The sequence below is a fragment of the Bacillus cereus group sp. BfR-BA-01331 genome (assembly GCF_022663915.1).
Taxonomy (GTDB): domain Bacteria; phylum Bacillota; class Bacilli; order Bacillales; family Bacillaceae_G; genus Bacillus_A; species Bacillus_A mycoides.
Genome location: NZ_JAKUGJ010000018.1, coordinates 20,898 through 41,922, shown reverse-complemented (window position 1 = coordinate 41,922; position 21,025 = coordinate 20,898). Strand labels below are relative to the sequence as shown.

Below are 21,025 nucleotides of genomic sequence, written 5' to 3'. Positions count from 1 at the left end.
CTTTCGGTGCTCTCTCTGTAAAATATGAGTTTGTTAATATTTTTGATAAAACCTTATTTCAAAGCTACACCTAATATTTCTCAACATGAATATATTGAAAATAGTTAGAGTATTTAAGATAATCGTTTGTGAAGAAATAGATTATAAAAAAAGGGGGAATTTATTTTGTTACGTCGCTTATCTATTTGTACTTTATTAACAGCTTTTATGTTTACTTTGTTTACATTTAACGGCTCTGCTTTCGCGGCTACGAATACCACTGAAAATGAAACTGTAGTAGCAGCTTGCGCAAAGGGAGGTACGGTAGGTGTATATGGTGCAAAGATGCGCAGTGGTTACACTGTTGGATCACCTGTCTTACATACATTTAATAATGGTGAGAAAATTACTGGAACATGGGTAACAGGTGAGTATGTTCAAGGTCATTACAGTAATTCTAAACAGTGGTTAAAAGTTACCTATAAAGGGATGACAGGTTATGTATCCCATACAACATTATATAACGTTTGCTCATAAAACTATGTATAATAGCTTTTGATGTATTGAGCTAATCTCTTCTAGGGATTAGTTCTTTTTTATCTCCTAGTTTTTAATGGAGCATTTTTTTTGAAAAAAACCAACGATTCATTAAATCGATGGTTTTATATTTATATATTATTCATTTGTATCTATATCAAATTTTTCAGTGCTTTTTGCTTATTTGAGAGATTTCTTCAATCAAATTGTACTTGAGACTTAGTTTTTTTGTGATTGCAGCTTATCAATTTTCCAGTTTGTTTCTAGAGGGTCTAAAGAGCTTTCAATATAAAACATATATTCATCTGTGGTACCTGGTACTTCAAAAGCAATTTTCAATTCTACTGTTTCATTTGGTTTAACTTGTATATCAGAAGGGTTTTGGTCAATCACCTTGCCTTCATAGGCCTTTCCGTCTTTTTCATCTTTTAAGTTATATTTTAATTCTGATAGTCCAATCATTTGACCTCGTACATTTTTTACAGAGACATTAACAACGACGGAATCGTTGTTAGCATTTAAATATGCACTTTGAACGGTGGCCAAGTAATAGCCTCCTTTAGCACTCTCACCAACTAATAAAATACCTTGTTCCAAGCGACTAATATCTTCTTTCTCTTCTTCTTCAAAATTTATTAATTCTTCATTTACATTTTTTGCGGCTGGTTCTTCTATTGGACCATTTTCAACGGCACTCTCTTGTTTATCTTGTGTGCAAGCAGCCGTAACACTGACTAATACTAGAATTAAAGTAAGTAATATGGATGGTTTTCTCATAAAATTGATCTGTCTCCTTAAGTTTCTCAATTCTGTGCAACTATACATATTATAAAGCGATTCTATTAAGATTAAGATTAACATAATGTCCCATTATTGGCTCAAAATAGGGGGTCTTTTAGACACCTTATTCTTGTTTTTTATTAATATGATTGGTGTATTTACTCTAGTTGTAGCGAAATCGTCCGTTGTTATCATTCCTACTGTAAATATGTAATTAGTATTATTTTATTCTTTAAATATCTCCGGCTTCTCCACTCTAAATGATTGCACCTCACCGCACTCTAAACAAAATGTGGTTAATAGTTTGGAACGTTTCCCTCCTGAAAAGAATCTACTAGATTCATCCTCACAAACATATGCATGATAAGCAGATCCAACTCTTCCTTCTTTAAATGTAGTAGAACCACAATTCTCGCATCGTTTATTTTTCATGTTACTAACACCTCATTTGATTGATATTTATTTTTCTGTTTTTTTAAGATAGAAGTAAAGCAACTTGGTTATAAATGATGTTTTCGACATGATACAACATACCCCTTTATATATCCGCAAGTAAAACAACACCCTATAAATCTCTATAACAATATGATGTTTCATATATCATTTAATGTTTATCGGAAAAATAAGTATTAAAGTATTGAGTTTTATTATTCTGATGATTATAATAAATGAAAAACAAACAATTCTTATGTTGAGAAGTGGAGGGACGGGCCCTATGAAACTTCGGCAACCTCGTTTTAGACGAAAGGTGCCAAATCCTGCAGGTGAAAAAACACCTGAAAGATAAGAGCGGTTCACTTAGTCAAGAAGGCTACTCTTATTTCGATAAGAGTAGCTTTTTTTATCCCGCATTAACGGGTAGTAAGACCCCCACGTCAAAATTCAGCGGAAGCAAAGAAGTTAGGTGGGGGATCAACTGCCCGTAAAAGCCCGATTGGTTCAACTAATAATCAGTGGGGGATGAACAAAACCCCCACTGATTAAAGTTTCACTTTATGGCTAAGAGATGAAGGGGGAGTATGTAGTGGAGTATGGTTTTTGATTGCCGATTTTTGGGGGATGGCTTCGAAATGTAGATGATGAATCTATGCCGCCTACGTTTGAGTATGCAAAACAAACAGCGCAAGTAGCAGAACAATTAGGCTGTTCAACAACACTTATTGCGGAATTAAATTTAAATGATATAAAAGGTGTTTCAGCACCAAGTTTAGAAGCATGGACAACTGCGGCAGCACTTGCAGCAGTAACTGATCGATTAGAGATTATGACAGCTGTAAGACCTGGCTTCCATAATCCAGCAGTTACAGCGAAAATGGCAGCAGATATTGATCAATTAAGTAATGGTCGTTTTACATTGAATGTAGTTTCACCATGGTGGGAAGAAGAAGCGAGACAGTACGGCGGAGTATTTACTGCACATGATGAAAGATATGATCGCACAGAGGAATTTGTAATAGTTTTGAAGGAGCTTTGGAAAGAAGAAGAGTTTTCTTATAAAGGGAACTTTTATGAGCTTCATCATACACATTTAAGTCCAAAACCTGTGCAGAAACAAGGCATTAAGATTTATGTAGGTGGTGAGAGTGAGCGAGGAAAAGAGGTAATCATAAACCACACGGGTGCATATGTAATGAACGGGGAACAGTGGAAGAAGTATTTGTGAAAATAGAAGATATGAAGAATCGTAGAAAGAAAGTCACCGAGGAGCCATTGCAGTCATTCGGGCTCGCGGCTTACGTCATTTGTCGTGATACAGAAGAAGAGGCATTAGAAGAATGGAGACGCATAACGGATGTGAAAGACGATGCTTTAGGTTATGCGGGTAACATATAAAACTATTATATTTTATTATAACAAAATACAGCAAAGACATTTGGAATGAAAAAAATAAAGTAATTGCACTCCTACTTGCTACAGGCTTTACAATTAGTGCAGGTGGGTTTAGGAGTGGTTACTAGCCACAAATAGCGATTTTGATAAAAAAGCATTTTGATATATTTATCAAAATGCCTTTTTGTTGCTATGCTAGCATTGCTCTTACATATGTTACGACTTTTTTATAGAAATCAGAGTTTGGGTCAATATGACCAACAACAGTTGCGTTTCTTGCAGCTAAATCTAATGACTTCACATGATCTGTTAATGCTACACCTGAGAGATTCGTATATGGCGTTCCTACTAAAGCGCCGTTCATTGGTATACCTGAAGGAACGGGAACTTCGAAAGCGTAGCCTTTTACTTTTGAAGTTGTGGGAACGATAATACCTAAACTAGAGATTGTATCATCGATAAGCCCGTCTGATATAACGATTGCAGGGCGATATCCCGCTTGTTCATTTCCGGCTTTCGGATACAGATTAAGCCAAACGATACTCCCGCGAATTACATTTCCTGAAATAGCCATTAAATTTCTTCATCTCCTATTGGCTCATAAAGTTCTTCTTCATGACTACGTACACCTGGCTTAGAAGATCCACGCAAGGATAGGAACAATTTTCTTAGACCTTCTTGATCATCGGCTTCAGGATATGATGCAGGGCGTAAAACGATTTCTCCGTTATCTGAAACGTGGAAATCAATTTTAACTCCATCCTTAAACTTAGCCATTTTAACGACTTCCGATGGGATTCGAACAGCGAGGCTATTCCCCCAAGTTCGGATAGTTCCTTTTGCAATAGCTTCAGCAACTACTGTCACATGAATCATCCCTTTGCTATTATTTGTATTACTATGGTTCAATTGTATCACCTCCTGCTAAAAAATGTATATACTTATGTATATACAAAAAACGAAAGAATGATACATGATTTTTGAAAATCATGAAGAGAAAATCAATGTGGTCTTATAATTGTGTGATAAATGTTGAGAAAGTTTTAATAACGGATTATGAGGAAAAACAAATTAGAATTTTCTGTTATTATTAAGGTAGTGAGTATTTTGATTGTGAATAAGAGGGGGCATATGGTTGTCGCTAATACGAAAGAGAAAGTATTAGAATTGCTAAATGAATGGTACATAGAAATCAGATCAAGACGTATTCCAGAAGCGGAACGCTTGAAAAAGGAAATTGACTTTAAAATATCTCAACTAAAGAAGGAGGCAGAAGTAGAGGCGCAGGATTAAAGTCTATTTCTATATCATTCCTTACTAGAGTTTAGATACAATTATTTAATTAATAATTTAGGGGTTTCTGAAGATAGTTTTAATGAAATAGATGCATTTGGGAAGCCTACGGATAATCCTTTAACGTATTATTATTACTTCTTTAAGGGGATTCACGCAAATGAACTTGGTAATTTGCATTTAGCAAAAGAGTATTATGATCAAGCTGAAGAGTATTTGAGATATATTTCCGATCCGTTAGAACAGGCTGAATTTTATTTTAAAATGGCTACATTCCACTATGATATACAGCAAGGATTAAAGGCTTTTGAATATGGGAAAAAAGCGAAAGAAATGTATTCTGAAGAAAGTGGCTACGAAATTAACGTGGCGTTCTGTGAGAATATTTTGGGATTAGCTTGTATTCATTTGAGGGAATGGGGATTAGCTGAAGAATATTTCACAGCAGCATTGGACCAATTCAAAAGGGTTGGAGAAGAAAAGTTTATATTGATGGTGCGCCATAACTTAGGTTGGATGTATTCAAATCAAAACCTATCGCCTTTAGCGATTCGCTATCTTTCTGAAGTAGTAGAAAAGAATCCAAATCATTATAAGGCAATTTTTGCAAAAGCATTAGAACATTATAAATTAGAAGAGGTAGAACTAGCGAATGAACTTATTGAAAATGGTTTAAAAGTTGTAGAGGAAATCAAGCAAGAGGAATTTTATCACCGCTTTATAATTCTAAAAGGATTAAATAATAATTACCCCGCAACGGAATTTGAAAAAATAGTGTTAGAAGGAATTCGCTATTTTGAGAGGGAAGAATTATATGAAAATGTCCAAGAATACTATGAGGCACTTGGGGTGAGATTTTTAGAGGAAGAAAAGCACATGGAATCTAGTAAGTATTTTTACTTGGGTACAAAATTTAGAAAGAAAGCACAAGACAAGGGGGCATTAAAATGAAAAAAGTATTGATCAGTGTGATGGGGATCGTTACAATCTTTTCGTTTTCATTAGGATTAGTAGGACAGAAAGATGTGAAACAGCATAAAAATGTGATTCAAAGTATGTCAGTAGGAGATTATGGTGGTTGATGCCAAATATAAAGAGCGCTATCCGAATTAGGGTGGCGCTCTTTTAATATAAAGGAATTAGGAAAGGAACTCTGTAAATTGGCTTGAAATGTAATCGTTCATTATGGAAAGTATTCATTCAAATAACAAACAGCCCGAGTTCCAATGAGGAACTTGGGCTGTTTGTTATTTCTTTGCCTTTCCTAGCACTATTCTATCGCCATCAAAACAAAAGAACGAGTGACCCCACTTTATGGTTATGTGCAAAACATAAACTAGTAGAAGTTTTGTATTTTCTTATCCTACGCATTCCACCCTGCACAAAAAATATTTCTCAATATTTAATTGTTGAAAAACATTGAATATTCTCTATAAAGAGAATATTATGTTGCTATCGGCAAAAAAAACGATAATTCGCAGACACTGGGGAGGAAATGCATTGAAAAAGAATAAGAAGTTAAAACCATTATCAGTTTTAGCAACAGCGGCAGTACTAAGTAGTAGTTTTGCTTTTGGAAGTCATGCGGCGTATGCTGATTCGCCATCATCTCTACCAATAGATGAGCATTTAATACCGGAGGAGCGTTTGGCAGAAGCGCTAAAACAACGGGGTGTAATTGATCAATCTGCATCACAAGCTGAGACGTCAAAGGCTGTCGAAAAATATGTTGAGAAAAAGAAAGGGGAAAACCCTGGTAAAGAAATCTTGACAGGAGATAGTCTTACGCAAGAAGCTTCTGATTTTATGAAAAAAGTAAAAGATGCAAAAATGAAGGAAAATGAACAGGCGCAGCAGCCAACAGTAGGGCCAGTAGCTGGACCAGGTGCGGGATTGAATTCTAGTAAATTAAATGGAAAAGTCCCTACTGCACCAGCGAAGCAAGAAGAGTACAACGGTGCTGTTCGAAAAGATAAAGTGCTTGTTTTACTTGTAGAATTTAGCGATTTTAAGCATAACAATATTGATCAAGAGCCAGGATACATGTATTCTAAGGACTTTAATCGTGAACATTATCAAAAAATGTTATTTGGTGATGAACCATTTACGTTATTTGATGGATCGAAGATTAATACATTTAAACAATATTATGAAGAACAATCTGGCGGCAGCTACACAGTTGATGGAACTGTAACGGAATGGCTTACTGTTCCAGGGAAAGCTTCAGATTATGGTGCGGATGCGGGCACTGGTCATGATAACAAAGGTCCTTTAGGGCCGCGCGATCTTGTGAAAGAAGCATTAAAAGCAGCGGTAGCAAAAGGAATTAACTTAGCTGATTATGACCAATATGATCAATACGATCAAAATGGTGATGGAAATAAAAACGAGCCAGATGGCATTATTGATCATTTAATGGTTGTACATGCTGGCGTGGGTCAAGAAGCTGGCGGCGGTAAATTGAAAGATGATGCAATTTGGTCTCATCGTTCAAAACTTGGATCAAAACCATATGCGATTGATGGCACAAAATCTTCTGTTTCGAATTGGGGCGGAAAGATGGCTGCATACGATTATACAATCGAGCCTGAAGATGGAGCGGTTGGTGTGTTTGCGCATGAGTATGGTCATGATTTAGGCTTACCAGATGAGTACGATACGAAGTACTCAGGACAAGGTGAACCTATTGAGTCATGGTCTATTATGAGTGGTGGTAGCTGGGCTGGAAAAATTGCAGGAACAGAGCCAACAAGTTTCTCACCACAAAATAAAGAGTTTTTCCAAAAGAATATGAATGGCAACTGGGCGAATATCGTTGAGGTAGATTATGATAAACTTCGCACGGGAGTCGGTGTTGCAACATATTTAGATCAAAGTGTTACAAAATCAAAACGACCAGGAATCGTTCGTGTTAACTTGCCAGACAAAGATATTAAAAATATCGAAGCGGCATTTGGTAAGAAGTTTTATTACAGCACAAAAGGAAATGACATTCATACAACACTTGAGACACCAGTATTTGACTTAACAAATGCAAAGGATGCTAAGTTCGATTATAAGGCATTCTACGAACTTGAAGCGAAGTATGATTTCCTTGACGTATATGCGATTGCAGAAGATGGAACGAAGGTACGTATTGATAGAATGGGCGAAAAAGATGTAAAAGACGGCGTGGATACAACTAATGGTAAGTGGGTTGATAAATCATACGATTTAAGCCAATTTAAAGGGAAAAAAGTAAAACTGCAATTTGAGTATTTAACAGATATTGCAGTAGCTTATAAAGGATTTGCGTTAGATAATGCTGCATTAACTGTAGATGGAAAAGTTGTTTTCTCAGATGATGCAGAAGGTCAACCAGCAATGACATTAAAAGGATTTACTGTATCTAACGGATTGGAACAGAAAAAAAATAACTACTATGTAGAGTGGAGAAATTACGCTGGTTCTGACACGGCGTTACAACATGCGCGTGGTCCAGTCTTTAATACAGGAATGGTTGTATGGTATGCGGATCAAAGCTTTACAGATAACTGGGTAGGTGTTCATCCAGGTGAAGGATTCTTAGGAGTAGTAGATTCTCATCCAGAGGCAATCGTAGGTACATTAAACGGACAACCGACTGTGAAGAGCAGTACGCGTTATCAAATTGCCGATGCGGCATTCTCATTTGATCAAACGCCAGCATGGAGAGTAGATTCGCCAACTCGCGGTATCTTTGACTATAAAGGATTACCAGGCGTTGCAAAATTTGATGACTCTAAGCAGTACATCAACAGTGCAATTCCAGATGCAGGACGTAAGTTGCCGAAACTAGGATTGAAGTTTGAAGTAGTAGGTCAAGCTGAAGACAAATCTGCAGGTGCAGTTTGGATTCATCGATAGAATAAGGTGAAACTAAGAGGAGCTGTCCATAAGTTGGTGAAACTGACTTATGGACAGCTCTTTTCTTATTCTAGAAACGTGGCAGTTTAGTTTAGGAACCAGTTTATTGGAAAGGAAGATATAAAATTCATTTTCAATAAAAACGAGAAATGATATCGTCAGATAATTTCCTTTTCCTTCCACATGAGAGATGTAAAACAAAGGGAGAAAGTCAGTAGTGGTCCTGTTATATTCTGCATAGCAGCGATTTATATGTCGAGAAATCAAAATAGATTTATGTAGCATGATTCAAATTAATTGAAATGCATGAGCAAAAATACATTCTCATACGAGATTTTTATTAAATTACAAAATACTTATCAGACTTGATTGTAAGAAATGATAAGTATAATTGTATTGTTATTATCCTTAAGACCATTTAAAGAAGAATTTGATAATTGATTTTTTATGATGTACAGAAAAAATTAATTATCACATCCTTTTATTTTCACACTAGAACCTAAAAAGAGGTTCTGTTACAAAGTTTTTTAACAAGAAAAAGTTATGTTGCAAAAAGGGTTGTGACTATTAATTATATGAAGAGAGGCATGTAGTGTGTTACTAGACAAAAATACTTGATACACCAAGGTTACCTTCACTTACCCTCCTCATTATTATAAGCTAATAATGGTTCGTACATCATTATAGCGTGATTCTCCGTTACATATTGGTCTTCTATAAACTGTTTCTGTTGATTATATACTTTACGTTGAATAACATTATGTCGTATATAACCACCCCAGTATGCAGATTGGATTGAGTGTTCTTTTTCATATACTTCATATTGATAAAGCTGCGGATGGGCAATTCTCCACTCACCGACTAAATGCTTATCTGTAATATAAAGGTGAAGTTGATACGATTGGTCCGTTTCATTTTTGATTTGTAAATCCAAATAATTATAAGAACAAGTCGCTCCACTTCCAAATGGTTGGGTCCGCTTGGAATCAGGAAAGACATCAAAACTATGACGATATCGCTCTGTTACTGTCAATGGTGTATGTAAGGTCATCCAATATATTAAATTTGAAAGCTGACAAAGCCCTCCTCCAATGCCTGCTTGAAAAGATCCATAGTGTAGTATCATGCCCTCTACATACCCTTTTCTCCTCGTAGGCTTACCTATTAAACGCCAGTAAGAGAATGTTTCTCCCGGTCTAATGACGATACCATTTAGTTGTTTAATAGCAATCTTCAAATTAACAACTTTATTCTGTTGATACCACATATCTACATCTTTGAGCTTACGAAGTAGTATCGTTCGGTGCTGAATCGCTGTATAGGGTAACTTTTCTTGTTGAAATGTTTTTGCATATGTTTTTCCATCTGCTAACCACTGAATGTACCTCTTTGTAGAGTAATACCATGTCCCTAGTAGAATGCGATACTTAGACCGCTGTTTAGGACGTAAGTTCACTAAATTCATTTTATTTCCTCTCTCCATCGTTTTCATATGTTACCATTTCCGTAATTACGATCCCAATCAATTGCCGTATTAATGCCTTTGAATTTACCCAAGTTTTCCCGCACGGAACTGTAATATTAATTGTCGCATTCTCTCGTTTTTTAACTACATTCTTATATGTATATCCATCAATGAATTGTACTTTTCTTAGCTGCATAGTAATTAATATAAATAGATAAAAGACGCAAAAAAACAGTATAATTAATCTAATGGGGACCTTGTTTTTTCCATTTTTCGAATTGCTTATAGTCATGTGAAACTCTGCCTCAATATGATAAATTCAAATAAACACATTATAAATATAAAGGATAACCTTAAATAAATAATAATGAAAATTAAATAAATTCTAAAGAATTAATATATTTTTACTAAATATTGATTGATAATAAGTTGTTTTTTGAGACTTTACTAGGTTCTGTTGCAAAGTTTCTTAGCAAATAAAAAGTTAAGTTAATTACAATGAATCATGTTAAAAGGTATGTTCTCAGGATTATATTGTGATTTTAATGGAGATAGCATTGTTTTTTAGGCTACATTTTAGCGAAGTAAAAGCTCAAAAAAAGATATGTATATTAACAATGTTACATTAGTGTTTTTCTTTTTATTTATCCCGCTATTTGTGGGCAGTAAAACTCACACCTCAAAATTCAGGTGGAGCAAAGAAGTTAGGTGGGAGTCGGGCTGCCCGTAAACCCCTACTGATTAAAGTTTCACTTTATATATTTGCAACATAATATTAGTACGAATTACTATAGTAATATGAGTTTTTGCATATTTTTAAATTTAATATATCCTCCGAAAAGTTTTAATTGTATAATGTGTTTTGTCATATTCTTTTAGATTTTTCGACAAAAAATAACACAAATAGAGAAAGTATTGGGAGAATGCATTATGTACACAAAACTATTAAAATCAATTACGTCATTAACGCTTATTGGCAGCGCTTTATTATATACAAATATTGGTGAGATGAAAGCTGCTGAAGCGGGTGCTTTTTCCGATGTACCTACATCGCACTGGTCCTATCCTGCGATTAAAGACTTAGCGAGCAAAAATATTATTTCAGGTTATGGAAATGGGATGTTTGGTTTTGGTGATGTTGCGACGAGGGAGCAAGTTGCAGCTTTAATTTATCGTGTGTTAGTACCAAATAAGCAAGGTGGTACGTTTAGTAATGATGGTGCTCGTTATGTATTACAAGATGGGTCTACTTTAAATAATCCGTATGGAGATATTCGCTCAGGTTCTACAATGTTTCCGGAAGAGGTTTTAACGTTAACGAAATTGGGGATTTTTAAAGGTGATGGAAATGGCGGTTTTAGACCGAAAGATTCTGTTAGCCGCGCAGAAATGGCGCAAATTATTAAAAATGCGTTCCAAGTTTCAGCTAAACAAAAACATACATTTAATGATGTTCCAAATGGATTTTGGGCAGAAAATGCGATTAGTGCCGTGCAGTCAAACGGGATTGCATCTGGTACAGGAGACGGGAAATTTGAACCAGCTAAAACGGTAACGCGTGAACAGTATGCACAGTTTTTATATAATGCATTGAAATATAAAAAGCCTGAGGTTGCGGTGCAAGATACAGGAGATGCGGCATTATTAGCAGCATTCAAAAATGAAGTGCAAACACGTATTAATACGTATGAAACGAATATTACACTTCCATATAAAACGAAAAATAGTAATACAGAAGAAGTGATGAATACACTTTTTAACGCGTATAAAGAAGTCGCAAGTAAAAATGAGTATACAAATTATAATAGGTCGAATGTTTCATATGGACTTTCTGGATCCCCTGGAAATTATACATTTACGTTAAAGATTACATATCGTGAAACGAAAGAACAAACGGAATATGTGATGAAACAAGCGAAAGCGATCGTTTCTTCTATTATTCAAACGGGAATGGATGATCATGAAAAAGTGAAGGCAATTCATGATTATGTTGTAAAACATGTTTCTTACGATACGTCTTATAAAGCGTATACAGCATATGAGGCACTCGCGAATCGTTCTGCCGTTTGCCAAGGTTACACACTATTAACCTATCAATTATTAAAAGAAGCTGGAATTGAGAATCATTTTGTAGTAGGAACTGGAGACGGTCAGCCTCATGCTTGGAATTTAGTTAAAATCGAAAACAAATGGTATCACCTTGATACAACATTCGATGATCCGGTGCCAGATGAACAAGGCCGCGTAACGTATTCATATTTCAATTTATCTGACGAGCAAATTGCAAGAAATCATGAGTGGAACCGCGTGGACTATCCGCAAGCTACAACAAACTATTATAGTACATTAACAAATAAAATTGCGACAGGTGGTACGAAAACACCTGCATATCAGCAAATATTAAAAGATACAAAGTTAAATTATTTAGGAAATGAATATATCGCAAATAACTATAATGAATTCAAAAATAAAATGCAGCAACGTTATAGCACAAAGTCAGCAAAGATTGAAATTCTTTATAAACAATCAATGGATGGCGCATTGCAAGATGTGAAAAAAGTAATTGGAGAAATCGGTTATCCGCAAGGAGCGAACCGTGTTTCTTATAAAGCTGAGCCGTATAATGCAAAAGAAGGATATTCTTTGGTGACGATTACGTTTACTTATTAAAAACAACCTAGATCCATGAAGGATCTAGGTTGTTTTTTTATACCTTAATTTGACATATACAGTCTGACTGTATAAAATGAAACTATACAGTCGAACTATATAGTTTGGCTATATATCTATCGTTACACTGGAGGTCTTTATGAATAGAGATAAAAATTTACCATTAACGGAAACAACGTATTACGTTCTTTTAGCTTTATTAGAGCCAGCACACGGGTATTTAATTATGCAAAAGGTGGAGGAACTTAGTAATCATCAAGTGAAAATCGCGGCGGGTACATTATATGGTGCGGTTGAAAATTTATTAAAGCAACAATTAATAGAATCGGTAAAAAGTGAAGATAAACGAAGAAAAGTGTATGTCATTACTGAGCGGGGGAAAGAAGTATTACATTTAGACTTTATGAGGATGCAGCACATTGTTGGAGTTACAAAAAGCTTATTAAATGTATAGTTAGGGGGAAGCGAAGATGTGGAGATTGAAATTCTTTTTAGACTTTGAGAAAGAGGAAAAATGGTTAGAAGAGATGGCTTGGAAAGGCTATCAACTAAAAAGTAATGCATTCGGTTATAGATTTAAAATCGCAGAACCGGAAGATAAGAAAATTAAAATAGATCATAGAGTATTTAATAGACGAAGTGATTTTATTAATTATTGTACGTTATTTGAAGATAGTGGCTGGAAGCATATAGCCGGTAAATGGTGGTCTGGTACGCAATATTTTAAAAAGGTAGATGAAGAAAGTGAAGATGACATTTTTTCAGATCAAATGTCACGAGCAGGGAAGTACAAGCGTCTATCTAAGACATTTTTAGAATTGGCGATATGTTATTTGCCGCTGTTAATCCTATTTATGTTTAATAATACGGTTAATATAGGAGCAGTTATAAATCCAAGAGAACTGTACTTTACACCGGGGTTATGGGATAAGCAAGGCGCAGCATTTTTAGGGTCATTCTTATTTGAAACACCATTTGCATTAATGAGAGGAATTGCAGGGCTATTTATCCCAGTTACGATTGGTATGTTTTTCGTTTGCTCGTATAAAGCAAATAGGTTGTATGAAGAGAAAAAAATGATATGAGAGGTCCCCTTAAAGCTTATGCTTTGAGGCGGATTCTTTTGAATTTGTAAATGGTGTACTTGGTTAGCTTGATGGCGGATATGGTACTACCCCAAATAACAATAAAATCCTACGAAAATTAATATAGTTTTTTAAAAATAGAGATGATATGATGGATAATCATACCATTTTTTCGCTTTATGTATGATTTTACAGTAGGATAACTCTATATTAAGATTAATTAAACAAGGGGATGTATTAGTAACAGGGGGAGAATAATGAAAAAGTTATTACAAGAAATTATAAATTGGATTAGTATGACCGATGGACAGATTGTTATTGGCATTTCAGGACACGGTGCTGCCGGAAAAACAACGTTCGCCAATAAGCTCATAAACCAATTAAATCAAAATAAAGTGAGTTATATTAATACAGATCCATACATTGTTAGTTCAAATGTACGAAAGTATACAAATATCCATTATACATATCAGAATGAAAATCATTATGATAAAATGACAGCTTGTCATCCATCAGCCCATCATTTGTCTGCGTTAGAAAGAGATGTTCAAATGGTAAGAGCTGGTTTAGATTTTTATACAATGGATACACATTATATAAAAAGTGAGTTAGTTTCTTCGAAAAATAAGGTGACGATTGTAGAAGGAATGAGTGTCGCATTTATTAATCCAAATTTATTTGATTTGAAAATTTACTTCTATACAGATGGAGAAACAGAATTAATGAGAAGGTCTAGCCGTGATATTATTGAAAGAGGAGCCGATATTAATTACTTAAGGAAGTCTCATGAAGAACGTCGGATTCAGTATGAAGTGTTTATGCATCAGTATAGTCAACGTTTTGATATTATTATCAAAAATTCCAATGAAACAATATGTTTAGAAAAAAATACATTTGAGTTTTATAAAGTTTAAATACAAATAATTTATTTACTAAAATAGCAAGTTAGTGAATAAATTGTTCATATTTTTTCGGAAGGAGGTTAAGCAATGAGAGCACCGTATCAAGTATTGATATTTCCTTATATAAAAACTGACGATTCCATTCAATATGCCATTTTTAATCGAAGTGATTATGGTTATTGGCAAGGAATAGCTGGTGGTGGAGAAGAAGGTGAGACTCCTATTGAATCAGCAAAACGAGAAGCGTTTGAAGAGGCTGGTATTACAAGAGAAAGTCCATATATAAAACTAGATTCTGTGTCTTCAATACCAGTAGAGGATGTAGTTGGTGAATTTCTTTGGGGCGAAGATGTTTATGTAATAAAAGAATTTTCTTTTGGAGTTAAAGTTCCTACAAAAAATATTAAATTATCTAAAGAACACTTCAATTATAAATGGCTGTGCTTTGAGGAAGCCGTAACGCTTTTAAAATGGGATAGTAACAAAACGGCTTTGTGGGAATTAAACAAAAGGCTGTTAAAATAATTAAAGTGTTAGTTAACAAAGCCGATAGTTGAGCGAGAATTAAACAACTTAAAAAAGCTTTGCTACATTACCTATGTAGCAAGGCTTTTTTCTTAGCGTACGAAATCGCGTTTTGTTGGCGGTACCCCGCTAAGAGCATGCAAGATTTTATACAGTTTTTCTGCTAATCCAATAACAAACGAGAACCCTAAAACCGCGCTAGGATAGGAATGTATAAAAAAATGCATAGATCCATAGAACAAAAAAGGGATTTACTTGTGAAATTAGGGTTCCTCCTTATTCTTGCTACCGATAATGAGACGTTATGTTAACCTTATATGAATTGCGTATACATCGTTGTTTCTTCGTTTCTAGCTTTATCCTATATATTTGCATGCCAAGTGTGTTTATATCATATATTGATACAAGTAACCATATATACCCTATCTGTATGATATATAAATCAATACTTCAAGTAGTACAGCACTCTATTATAGTAAGAAAGGAACATCAGATTTATGAACAACCTTAATGTTCTTTGTGAACAATTTGCTAAAATTTTTAATGGGAAAAGCAACATAAATCAGGGTGTTTGTTCTGTATCTTTGCGTCGTAATATCAAAGTGTTTGTTCAAGGACGACCAAGCATCTCTGTGGTACCGGTCGGGATATCTTTTGAATCGTTAGATCAAAATGGTAATGCGTTAAACTTTGGAGAAATTGCTATTTTACAAGAAGAAATTCCTTTATTTATGCACTCAATTGTTCAACAGGGGATTATTGTTAGTGCCTTACATAATCATTGGTTATATATGAAACCATTGATTATGTATATTCATATCCAATCTGTTGAACCACCATTAAATTTTGCAAAAAAATTGGCAAATTCTTTTTCAGTTTTAAGTAGTTATCCAATTGCTGATAATGAGAGTTAATATTAAATAAATCATATTTATTCATTTCCTATATCGATAATTATGTAAATAAGCTGTCCATATGGGCAGCTTATTTTATTTTTTGTTTAGCACGGGGATTTTTTCATGAAGAAAAGACACTCACATGAGTGTCTTTTCCGATAGTTTTTTAGCAGAAGCAGCTAGCTCCAACTATGATTAATAAAATAAATAATACAACTAATAAAGCAAATCCTCCAGCGAAGCCGCCGCCGCCGCAACTACCACAACTACCACCAAAGCCCATAATAGTTCCTCCTTTAGATAAGAGGATAAAACAAGGGGTCACTCATGTATTTTAACGGGTTCACTTTACTTTATGTTTTTAAGCATGAATTGAGCAGGTCCTTTTGAAAATAAAGAAAAGACACCTTATAAGGTGTCTTCCTTCGATTTGAAACATTTTAAGTTTAATAATATACGGTCTCGCCACAGACCTATTAGGCTGGAATTTTATAGTGTTTCTGAACAAAATTTTGTGCTGATTTTGAATCCTTAAGTTGATGGGGATCCTTTTACGTTTTATCATTTTTAAAAAAATCCTTCATTATCTTAGCGTCTTTAATATTCACCGTCACACCTTCAACTTTATCTTTCTTCTCATCTTTAGCAATCGTAATTTGTTCCTTATTATCAACCCACACAAGAAACTCTTCTTTTGAGTCATCTTTATATGTAACGGTTATAGTAGAATGCGCAGATGCCCTCTTTTTTTGATCTAGTGTGATTGTTTTCGGTGTTCCTTTTTGGACTGCTGAAGCGATTGATTGTATCATTTCCTCGTTATCTGTTTGAGATTTGGAAATAGTATTACTTGTTGTTCTAAACATCTCAATGTTGGTAATGTCTGCAGAGTTTAATTGAATGGCATTTTTCGTATTTTCTTGCTTAGTTGCTGGAGTATTATTTGTAGTAGAAGTGCTTGTACAACCTATTAAAGTGAAAGATAGAACACTTAGAGCACATATGTAAGTGATTTTTTTCATTTTATCTCCTCCTCTAATTTAATTATAACAATATTCTGTTAATTTAGGTAGTTATTGTAAGGAGATAATTTTGTAAATCATAGGGAGACATGTTTACTAGTTTTAATGATGTTCGTATGAATAATATGAAGCGTATATATGAAAAATATGCGGTTCATTCTCTATCAAAATCAAAATTCACATAATTTTTTTCATATTTTATGTTTAACATTTCGAAAATGGGTGTATTACATATAATATAACAAATAATTCATTTTAGAGGAGGAAGTTAAAGATGGAAACGAAGTATAGTAAACCTTTTGTATATGAATTTATTACGGAGAAAGAGGTCATGAATGCAGCGAATGATCTAGTGAAGAAAGGAATAGACCAAAAAGATATTTACGTATTAACACATGAGAAAGAAAGGACAGATAGAATCGCAGACAATGTAGACGTGAATACAATTGGAATAAAAGAAGAGGGACTTGGGACAAGTATTATTAATGTTTTTCAAAAAACAGGAGATCAGTTAAGAAATAAGATGCAAGAATTAGGACTTAATGAGGAAGAAGCTAACTTTTATGAAGAAAAACTGGATGAAGGGAAAATCTTGTTATTCGTTAAGGATTTAGAAAGAGTCGGTGAATGGTTACAAGAAAGAAGATGCACGTATTCTATTTAAATTCATACTCTTTAAATCTACAAATCTATTACGAAAAGGAGATTGGAAATATGAGTGAGAGCGGGCTAAAAGAACAAATTACTGGTAAAGTTGAAAAGAAAAAGGGACAAGTAAAAGAAGGAATTGGTGAAGTTACAGAAGATAGAGGGTTGAAAAATGAAGGGAAGTGGGAGAAGACGAAGGGAACTGTAAAAGAAAAAGTCGGAAAAGTGAAACAAAAGATAAGTGATGGATTGGATAACAAAGAATAATACATGTTTATCAAGCTTTGGTTAAACGCCAAAGCTTGATAAATCCATTATAAAAATATATAGGAGGTCTAATTGTGGGACTTATTATTACGTGTATTGTAGGTGGACTTATTGGTGCGTTAGCTGGAATGATTACGGGAAAAGACTTTCCTTTAGGTATAGTTGGTAATGTTATTGCCGGATTAATCGGATCTTGGGTAGGTAGTGCGTTATTTGGTCACTGGGGCCCTGAATGGGGAGGCATCTTTATTCTTCCAGCTTTATTAGGTGCAATCGTCTTTATTTTAATCGTTACATTCTTTTCTAGAATGCTACGGAAAGCGTAAGTATGATAATGAATAGTAATCTTAAGTTTATTATATGTAGCTATAAAGTTAATAAACTGATAAAAATACATAAAAAAGCATCCAATTAAAATAATTTGGATGCTTTTTTAATGTAATCTGCATAGGAATGAGTGGAGGATGAAGAACCCCCACTCATTAAAATTATACTTTCTATTATGTATTAAACCATCGTTACTTTTTCACAATTATTTATTCTTACGACTTGCCTTGGTTCTATATGAGATAAGTCCTCATCATTACCTATATCAACTACAATTGTATTCGTTAGTATGTTAATAATGGAACCAATTAATTTTGTAGCATGATCGTGTCGATAAGAAAATTGAACGAAATCTCCCTTTTTAAAGTTGTGCTCTTCCATAGATAGATCCCCCTAAAAATAATGTTTATACATTATACATACACAAATTTACAAGGTTTAAACATTTGGTAGTATTTTTTTAGCATTAAGCTGGGAAAGGTGTAGAAAATTTATTTATCCCGCTTTAATGGGCAGTAAGCCCCCCACCTCAAAATTCAGCGAAAGCAAAGAATTTAGGTGGGGAATCAACTGCCCATAAAAGTCCGATTGGTGAGGGCTAATAATCAGTGGGGGATGAAGAAAACCCCCACTGATTAAAGTTTCACTTTATAATTAAAATTAAAAAATATGTTTAAAACTAATTTTTATGGGTAATTACATAGTAGAAGTTTTAGATAAGGGGGCGGAAATGATGAATTTGGCAGTAAATATTTTGCAAAATGATTTAGGTTATACGGTACAACTTAATGGTGAGATTGATGCATATACGGCATCAGATTTAAAAAATAAGATTATGCCTATTGCAAGCGAAAAAGAGGTTCATATTGTAGTAGATTTTACTGAGGTAGAGTATATGGATAGTACAGGCTTAGGCGTATTTATAGCTCTTTTAAAAGCAATTAAAAAAAATGATGGCAAGCTAGAATTTATTGGTGTCTCTAAAAGACTAAAAAGATTATTTGATATTACAGGACTAACAGAAATATTAAATTTGAATTCCGATTTTGAAAAAGTAGAAAGAAGGTGACTAGGGATGATGGAGAAATTTGAAAAGATAGAAATGAAAATTCCTGCAAAAGCAGAATATGTGGCGATTATTCGTTTAACAATGGCTGGTGTTGCGAATCGAATGGGCTTTGCTTATGACGATATAGAAGATATGAAAATTGCTATTAGTGAAGCATGTACAAACATTGTACAGCATGCATATAAAGAAGACGTTGGAGAAATTACAATTGTCTTTGGTTTATATGAAGATCGATTAGAAATTATGGTTGCGGATAATGGAGTTAGCTTTGATTTTAGCACTTTAAAAAGGAAAGTTGGTCCGTATGATATTAATAAACCAGTAGAACATTTGCCGGAAAATGGTTTAGGTTTATATTTAATAAATACGTTAATGGATGATATACAAATTATGCATGATGAGGGCATGACAGTTTTAATGACAAAATATATACAAAGAGAGCAGGTGGAGAATGATGGAAATCCAATCTCAACCTACAAATCTTGCTAAAGAAGATGTTATTAAACTAATTGCAGACTTCCAACAAAACCAATGTGATGAAGCACAGGAAAGATTAGTTAATCACTATAAAAACCTCGTACATTCCATTGCATATCGTTATTCAAAAGGTGGGCCGATGCATGAGGATATTATACAAGTAGGGATGTTAGGGCTCTTAGGCGCAATAAGAAGGTATGATTATTCGATAGGGAATGCTTTTGAGCCGTTTGCAATACCTACGATAGTAGGAGAAATAAAGAAGTATTTACGTGATAAAACTTGGGGTATTCATGTTCCAAGGCGAATTAAAGATTTAGGTGGGAAGATTAAACTTGCGATAGAGGAGTTAACAGATCGTTTGCAACGTTCACCGAAGATTATAGAGATTGCAGATCATTTAGGATTATCCGAAGAGGAAGTGCTAGAAATTATGGATGCAAAAAATAATTATCGAGTATCGTCCTTAGATGATGTAGTTGAAAATTCATCTGATGGAAGTTCCGTAGCGAGAATTGAATCTGTAGGTGAAGTAGAGCAAGGATATGAAGAGACAGAAAGACGTCTCGTTTTAAAGGATATTTTTAACGTATTAAATGATACGGAAAAGAGTGTCATTCATTATATATTTGGAGAAAATTTAAATCAAAAGGATACAGGGGAACGGTTAGGTATTTCACAAATGCACGTTTCTCGTATTAAAAGACAAGCGATAAGTAAATTGAAGCAAGCGGCGTTTTTAGATACATAAAAATTTTAAAAAATTATGTTTAAAACATGAGAAAAGGGGTAGTTATTAAGTATAGGAGGAGATATTAAAATGTCACACGATGTGAAAGAACTAATCGAAGGATTGAATGAAGATTTAGCAGGAGAATACTCGGCAATTATTATGTATAACCATAATGCAGCTACGGTTTCTGGTATATATAGACAAGTGTTAAAACCTTTCTTTGAATCTGAAATTAGTGATGAACAAGGACATGCCCTATATTTAGCGGAGAAAATTAAGACGCTAGGTGGTACACCTACTACAATCCCTTTACCAGTGAAACAAGTAGAAGATGTTAGAGAAATGTTAGAAGCAGCTAGACAATCAGAATATGAAACAATTAAGCGCTATGAAACGAGAAAAGAACAGGCAGCGAAATTAAATATGACAGAGTTAGTTGTAAAGTTAGAAGATATGATTGCAGATGAAACAAATCATATGGAAGAATTAGATCGCCTTTTAAATGACAAAGCAATGGTGTTAAATTAAAAGTGGAAATTTAACCCACTTTAATGGGCAGTAAGACCCCCACCTCAAAATGCAGCGAAAGCAAAGAAGTTAGGTGGGGGGCGGGCTGCCCATTAAAGTCCGATTGG

General features: G+C 34.3%; 24 protein-coding genes, 3 pseudogenes and 1 riboswitch. Of the genes and pseudogenes, 18 read left to right on the top strand and 9 right to left on the bottom strand.

From position 1 onward, the window contains the following. Positions 1-165: 165 nt before the first annotated feature. The gene (locus tag MR155_RS23580; protein WP_219301453.1) at positions 166-516 is read left to right on the top strand and encodes an SH3 domain-containing protein; all 351 of its coding nucleotides are present in this window, start codon (positions 166-168) and stop codon (positions 514-516) included. A 219-nt stretch (positions 517-735) separates the two neighbouring features. Here the strand turns inward: MR155_RS23580 and MR155_RS23575 are convergent, their stop codons facing one another. Both MR155_RS23575 and MR155_RS23570 read right to left on the bottom strand, forming a co-directional pair. Beyond that, on the bottom strand, positions 736-1,293 hold the full coding sequence (locus MR155_RS23575; protein ID WP_242311206.1) for a DUF4352 domain-containing protein: 558 nt from the start codon (positions 1,291-1,293) through the stop codon (positions 736-738). A gap of 228 nt (positions 1,294-1,521) precedes the next feature. Next, positions 1,522-1,728, bottom strand: a complete 207-nt coding sequence (locus MR155_RS23570) for a hypothetical protein (protein WP_002035364.1) — start codon at positions 1,726-1,728, stop codon at positions 1,522-1,524. A 251-nt stretch (positions 1,729-1,979) separates the two neighbouring features. Continuing rightward, a riboswitch (SAM riboswitch) is annotated at positions 1,980-2,086 on the top strand. Between the two features lie 252 nt (positions 2,087-2,338). On the opposite strand from MR155_RS23570, the pseudogene MR155_RS23565 reads away from it, so the two are divergent. Then, positions 2,339-3,120, top strand: a pseudogene (locus MR155_RS23565) (LLM class flavin-dependent oxidoreductase); the annotation flags it as partial. 196 nt (positions 3,121-3,316) lie between these two features. Here the strand turns inward: MR155_RS23565 and MR155_RS23560 are convergent. Beyond that, on the bottom strand, positions 3,317-3,700 hold the full coding sequence (locus MR155_RS23560; protein ID WP_242311205.1) for a type II toxin-antitoxin system PemK/MazF family toxin: 384 nt from the start codon (positions 3,698-3,700) through the stop codon (positions 3,317-3,319). After that, positions 3,700-4,035, bottom strand: coding sequence for an AbrB/MazE/SpoVT family DNA-binding domain-containing protein (locus tag MR155_RS23555; protein WP_061674074.1), 336 nt, complete (start codon positions 4,033-4,035; stop codon positions 3,700-3,702). Before MR155_RS23555 ends, MR155_RS23560 begins: the two co-directional genes overlap by 1 nt. Positions 4,036-4,257: 222 nt before the next feature. Between MR155_RS23555 and MR155_RS23550 the strand changes: the two are divergent. The 3 genes and pseudogenes from MR155_RS23550 (at position 4,258) to MR155_RS23545 (ending at position 8,304) form a co-directional block, all read left to right on the top strand. Next, positions 4,258-5,370 (top strand): annotated as a pseudogene (locus MR155_RS23550) (response regulator aspartate phosphatase). Then, positions 5,367-5,501 carry a hypothetical protein gene (locus MR155_RS31850; protein WP_257475379.1) on the top strand — a complete coding sequence of 45 codons (135 nt, stop codon included), beginning with the start codon at positions 5,367-5,369 and terminating at the stop codon, positions 5,499-5,501. The pseudogene MR155_RS23550 and the gene MR155_RS31850 overlap by 4 nt, the downstream one beginning before the upstream one ends. A gap of 418 nt (positions 5,502-5,919) precedes the next feature. Then, on the top strand, positions 5,920-8,304 hold the full coding sequence (locus MR155_RS23545; RefSeq protein ID WP_242311204.1) for an immune inhibitor A domain-containing protein: 2,385 nt from the start codon (positions 5,920-5,922) through the stop codon (positions 8,302-8,304). A gap of 634 nt (positions 8,305-8,938) precedes the next feature. On the opposite strand, the gene MR155_RS23540 is transcribed toward MR155_RS23545, so the two are convergent. Beyond that, entirely contained in the window at positions 8,939-9,769 is an 831-nt protein-coding gene (locus MR155_RS23540) for a VanW family protein (protein WP_044741177.1), read from the bottom strand. 88 nt (positions 9,770-9,857) lie between these two features. After that, a pseudogene (locus MR155_RS23535) lies at positions 9,858-10,061 on the bottom strand (hypothetical protein); the annotation flags it as partial. Positions 10,062-10,699: 638 nt separating this feature from the next. Between MR155_RS23535 and MR155_RS23530 the strand changes: the two are divergent. The 6 genes from MR155_RS23530 to MR155_RS23505 all read left to right on the top strand — a co-directional run bounded on the left by MR155_RS23530 (position 10,700) and on the right by MR155_RS23505 (position 15,865). Beyond that, on the top strand, positions 10,700-12,439 hold the full coding sequence (locus tag MR155_RS23530) for an S-layer homology domain-containing protein (RefSeq protein WP_242311203.1): 1,740 nt from the start codon (positions 10,700-10,702) through the stop codon (positions 12,437-12,439). A 139-nt stretch (positions 12,440-12,578) separates the two neighbouring features. Next, positions 12,579-12,893 carry a PadR family transcriptional regulator gene (locus tag MR155_RS23525; RefSeq protein ID WP_002134744.1) on the top strand — a complete coding sequence of 105 codons (315 nt, stop codon included), beginning with the start codon at positions 12,579-12,581 and terminating at the stop codon, positions 12,891-12,893. Positions 12,894-12,909: 16 nt separating this feature from the next. After that, a complete protein-coding gene (locus MR155_RS23520; protein ID WP_242311202.1) occupies positions 12,910-13,524 on the top strand; it encodes a DUF2812 domain-containing protein in 615 nt (204 codons plus the stop codon). Between the two features lie 257 nt (positions 13,525-13,781). After that, positions 13,782-14,438: a uridine kinase family protein gene (locus tag MR155_RS23515; protein ID WP_215600930.1), complete on the top strand. Its 657-nt coding sequence runs from the start codon at positions 13,782-13,784 to the stop codon at positions 14,436-14,438. A 75-nt stretch (positions 14,439-14,513) separates the two neighbouring features. Continuing rightward, the gene (locus MR155_RS23510) at positions 14,514-14,951 is read left to right on the top strand and encodes an NUDIX hydrolase (protein WP_242311201.1); all 438 of its coding nucleotides are present in this window, start codon (positions 14,514-14,516) and stop codon (positions 14,949-14,951) included. Positions 14,952-15,448: 497 nt separating this feature from the next. Continuing rightward, the gene (locus MR155_RS23505) at positions 15,449-15,865 is read left to right on the top strand and encodes a DUF1259 domain-containing protein (RefSeq protein ID WP_242311200.1); all 417 of its coding nucleotides are present in this window, start codon (positions 15,449-15,451) and stop codon (positions 15,863-15,865) included. A gap of 148 nt (positions 15,866-16,013) precedes the next feature. Here the strand turns inward: MR155_RS23505 and MR155_RS23500 are convergent, their stop codons facing one another. Together MR155_RS23500 and MR155_RS23495 are read right to left on the bottom strand one after the other, a co-directional pair. After that, the gene (locus tag MR155_RS23500; protein ID WP_002069235.1) at positions 16,014-16,130 is read right to left on the bottom strand and encodes a YjcZ family sporulation protein; all 117 of its coding nucleotides are present in this window, start codon (positions 16,128-16,130) and stop codon (positions 16,014-16,016) included. Positions 16,131-16,398: 268 nt separating this feature from the next. Further along, positions 16,399-16,869 (bottom strand): hypothetical protein, encoded by a 471-nt coding sequence (locus MR155_RS23495; RefSeq protein WP_242311199.1) that lies wholly within the window; start codon positions 16,867-16,869, stop codon positions 16,399-16,401. A 274-nt stretch (positions 16,870-17,143) separates the two neighbouring features. Here MR155_RS23495 and MR155_RS23490 point away from each other — a divergent pair, with 274 nt between their 5' ends. The 3 genes from MR155_RS23490 (at position 17,144) to MR155_RS23480 (ending at position 18,110) form a co-directional block, all read left to right on the top strand. Further along, positions 17,144-17,533: a YflT domain-containing protein gene (locus tag MR155_RS23490; protein WP_242311198.1), complete on the top strand. Its 390-nt coding sequence runs from the start codon at positions 17,144-17,146 to the stop codon at positions 17,531-17,533. Positions 17,534-17,583: 50 nt separating this feature from the next. Continuing rightward, the gene (locus MR155_RS23485; protein WP_242311197.1) at positions 17,584-17,784 is read left to right on the top strand and encodes a CsbD family protein; all 201 of its coding nucleotides are present in this window, start codon (positions 17,584-17,586) and stop codon (positions 17,782-17,784) included. A gap of 74 nt (positions 17,785-17,858) precedes the next feature. Beyond that, positions 17,859-18,110, top strand: coding sequence for a GlsB/YeaQ/YmgE family stress response membrane protein (locus MR155_RS23480; RefSeq protein WP_000522902.1), 252 nt, complete (start codon positions 17,859-17,861; stop codon positions 18,108-18,110). 181 nt (positions 18,111-18,291) lie between these two features. Here MR155_RS23480 and MR155_RS23475 read toward each other — a convergent pair whose 3' ends face one another. Further along, positions 18,292-18,492, bottom strand: coding sequence for a methyltransferase (locus MR155_RS23475; protein WP_000390987.1), 201 nt, complete (start codon positions 18,490-18,492; stop codon positions 18,292-18,294). A gap of 349 nt (positions 18,493-18,841) precedes the next feature. Between MR155_RS23475 and MR155_RS23470 the strand changes: the two genes are divergently transcribed. From MR155_RS23470 to MR155_RS23455, 4 genes are all read left to right on the top strand, one after another. Beyond that, positions 18,842-19,180 carry an STAS domain-containing protein gene (locus MR155_RS23470; RefSeq protein ID WP_166703679.1) on the top strand — a complete coding sequence of 113 codons (339 nt, stop codon included), beginning with the start codon at positions 18,842-18,844 and terminating at the stop codon, positions 19,178-19,180. A 6-nt stretch (positions 19,181-19,186) separates the two neighbouring features. Continuing rightward, on the top strand, positions 19,187-19,669 hold the full coding sequence (gene rsbW, locus MR155_RS23465) for an anti-sigma B factor RsbW (protein WP_061678677.1): 483 nt from the start codon (positions 19,187-19,189) through the stop codon (positions 19,667-19,669). Further along, the gene (gene sigB, locus MR155_RS23460; RefSeq protein WP_061678678.1) at positions 19,632-20,408 is read left to right on the top strand and encodes an RNA polymerase sigma factor SigB; all 777 of its coding nucleotides are present in this window, start codon (positions 19,632-19,634) and stop codon (positions 20,406-20,408) included. The genes rsbW and sigB overlap by 38 nt, the downstream gene beginning before the upstream one ends. A gap of 69 nt (positions 20,409-20,477) precedes the next feature. Further along, positions 20,478-20,918 (top strand): ferritin-like domain-containing protein, encoded by a 441-nt coding sequence (locus MR155_RS23455; RefSeq protein ID WP_002011070.1) that lies wholly within the window; start codon positions 20,478-20,480, stop codon positions 20,916-20,918. The last annotated feature ends 107 nt before the right edge of the window (positions 20,919-21,025 follow it).

Excerpts from the sequence above, each read along its gene's own strand:
- MR155_RS23575 (WP_242311206.1), bottom strand. The coding sequence starts at position 1,293 with ATGAGAAAACCATCCATATTACTTACTTTAATTCTAGTATTAGTCAGT.
- MR155_RS23570 (WP_002035364.1), bottom strand. The coding sequence starts at position 1,728 with ATGAAAAATAAACGATGCGAGAATTGTGGTTCTACTACATTTAAAGAA.
- MR155_RS23560 (WP_242311205.1), bottom strand. The coding sequence starts at position 3,700 with ATGGCTATTTCAGGAAATGTAATTCGCGGGAGTATCGTTTGGCTTAAT.
- MR155_RS31850 (WP_257475379.1), top strand. The coding sequence starts at position 5,367 with ATGAAAAAAGTATTGATCAGTGTGATGGGGATCGTTACAATCTTTTCG.
- MR155_RS23540 (WP_044741177.1), bottom strand. The coding sequence starts at position 9,769 with ATGAATTTAGTGAACTTACGTCCTAAACAGCGGTCTAAGTATCGCATT.
- MR155_RS23530 (WP_242311203.1), top strand. The coding sequence starts at position 10,700 with ATGTACACAAAACTATTAAAATCAATTACGTCATTAACGCTTATTGGC.
- MR155_RS23525 (WP_002134744.1), top strand. The coding sequence starts at position 12,579 with ATGAATAGAGATAAAAATTTACCATTAACGGAAACAACGTATTACGTT.
- MR155_RS23520 (WP_242311202.1), top strand. The coding sequence starts at position 12,910 with ATGTGGAGATTGAAATTCTTTTTAGACTTTGAGAAAGAGGAAAAATGG.
- MR155_RS23515 (WP_215600930.1), top strand. The coding sequence starts at position 13,782 with ATGAAAAAGTTATTACAAGAAATTATAAATTGGATTAGTATGACCGAT.
- MR155_RS23510 (WP_242311201.1), top strand. The coding sequence starts at position 14,514 with ATGAGAGCACCGTATCAAGTATTGATATTTCCTTATATAAAAACTGAC.
- MR155_RS23505 (WP_242311200.1), top strand. The coding sequence starts at position 15,449 with ATGAACAACCTTAATGTTCTTTGTGAACAATTTGCTAAAATTTTTAAT.
- MR155_RS23500 (WP_002069235.1), bottom strand. The coding sequence starts at position 16,130 with ATGGGCTTTGGTGGTAGTTGTGGTAGTTGCGGCGGCGGCGGCTTCGCT.
- MR155_RS23495 (WP_242311199.1), bottom strand. The coding sequence starts at position 16,869 with ATGAAAAAAATCACTTACATATGTGCTCTAAGTGTTCTATCTTTCACT.
- MR155_RS23490 (WP_242311198.1), top strand. The coding sequence starts at position 17,144 with ATGGAAACGAAGTATAGTAAACCTTTTGTATATGAATTTATTACGGAG.
- MR155_RS23485 (WP_242311197.1), top strand. The coding sequence starts at position 17,584 with ATGAGTGAGAGCGGGCTAAAAGAACAAATTACTGGTAAAGTTGAAAAG.
- MR155_RS23475 (WP_000390987.1), bottom strand. The coding sequence starts at position 18,492 with ATGGAAGAGCACAACTTTAAAAAGGGAGATTTCGTTCAATTTTCTTAT.
- MR155_RS23470 (WP_166703679.1), top strand. The coding sequence starts at position 18,842 with ATGATGAATTTGGCAGTAAATATTTTGCAAAATGATTTAGGTTATACG.
- rsbW (WP_061678677.1), top strand. The coding sequence starts at position 19,187 with ATGATGGAGAAATTTGAAAAGATAGAAATGAAAATTCCTGCAAAAGCA.
- sigB (WP_061678678.1), top strand. The coding sequence starts at position 19,632 with ATGATGGAAATCCAATCTCAACCTACAAATCTTGCTAAAGAAGATGTT.
- MR155_RS23455 (WP_002011070.1), top strand. The coding sequence starts at position 20,478 with ATGTCACACGATGTGAAAGAACTAATCGAAGGATTGAATGAAGATTTA.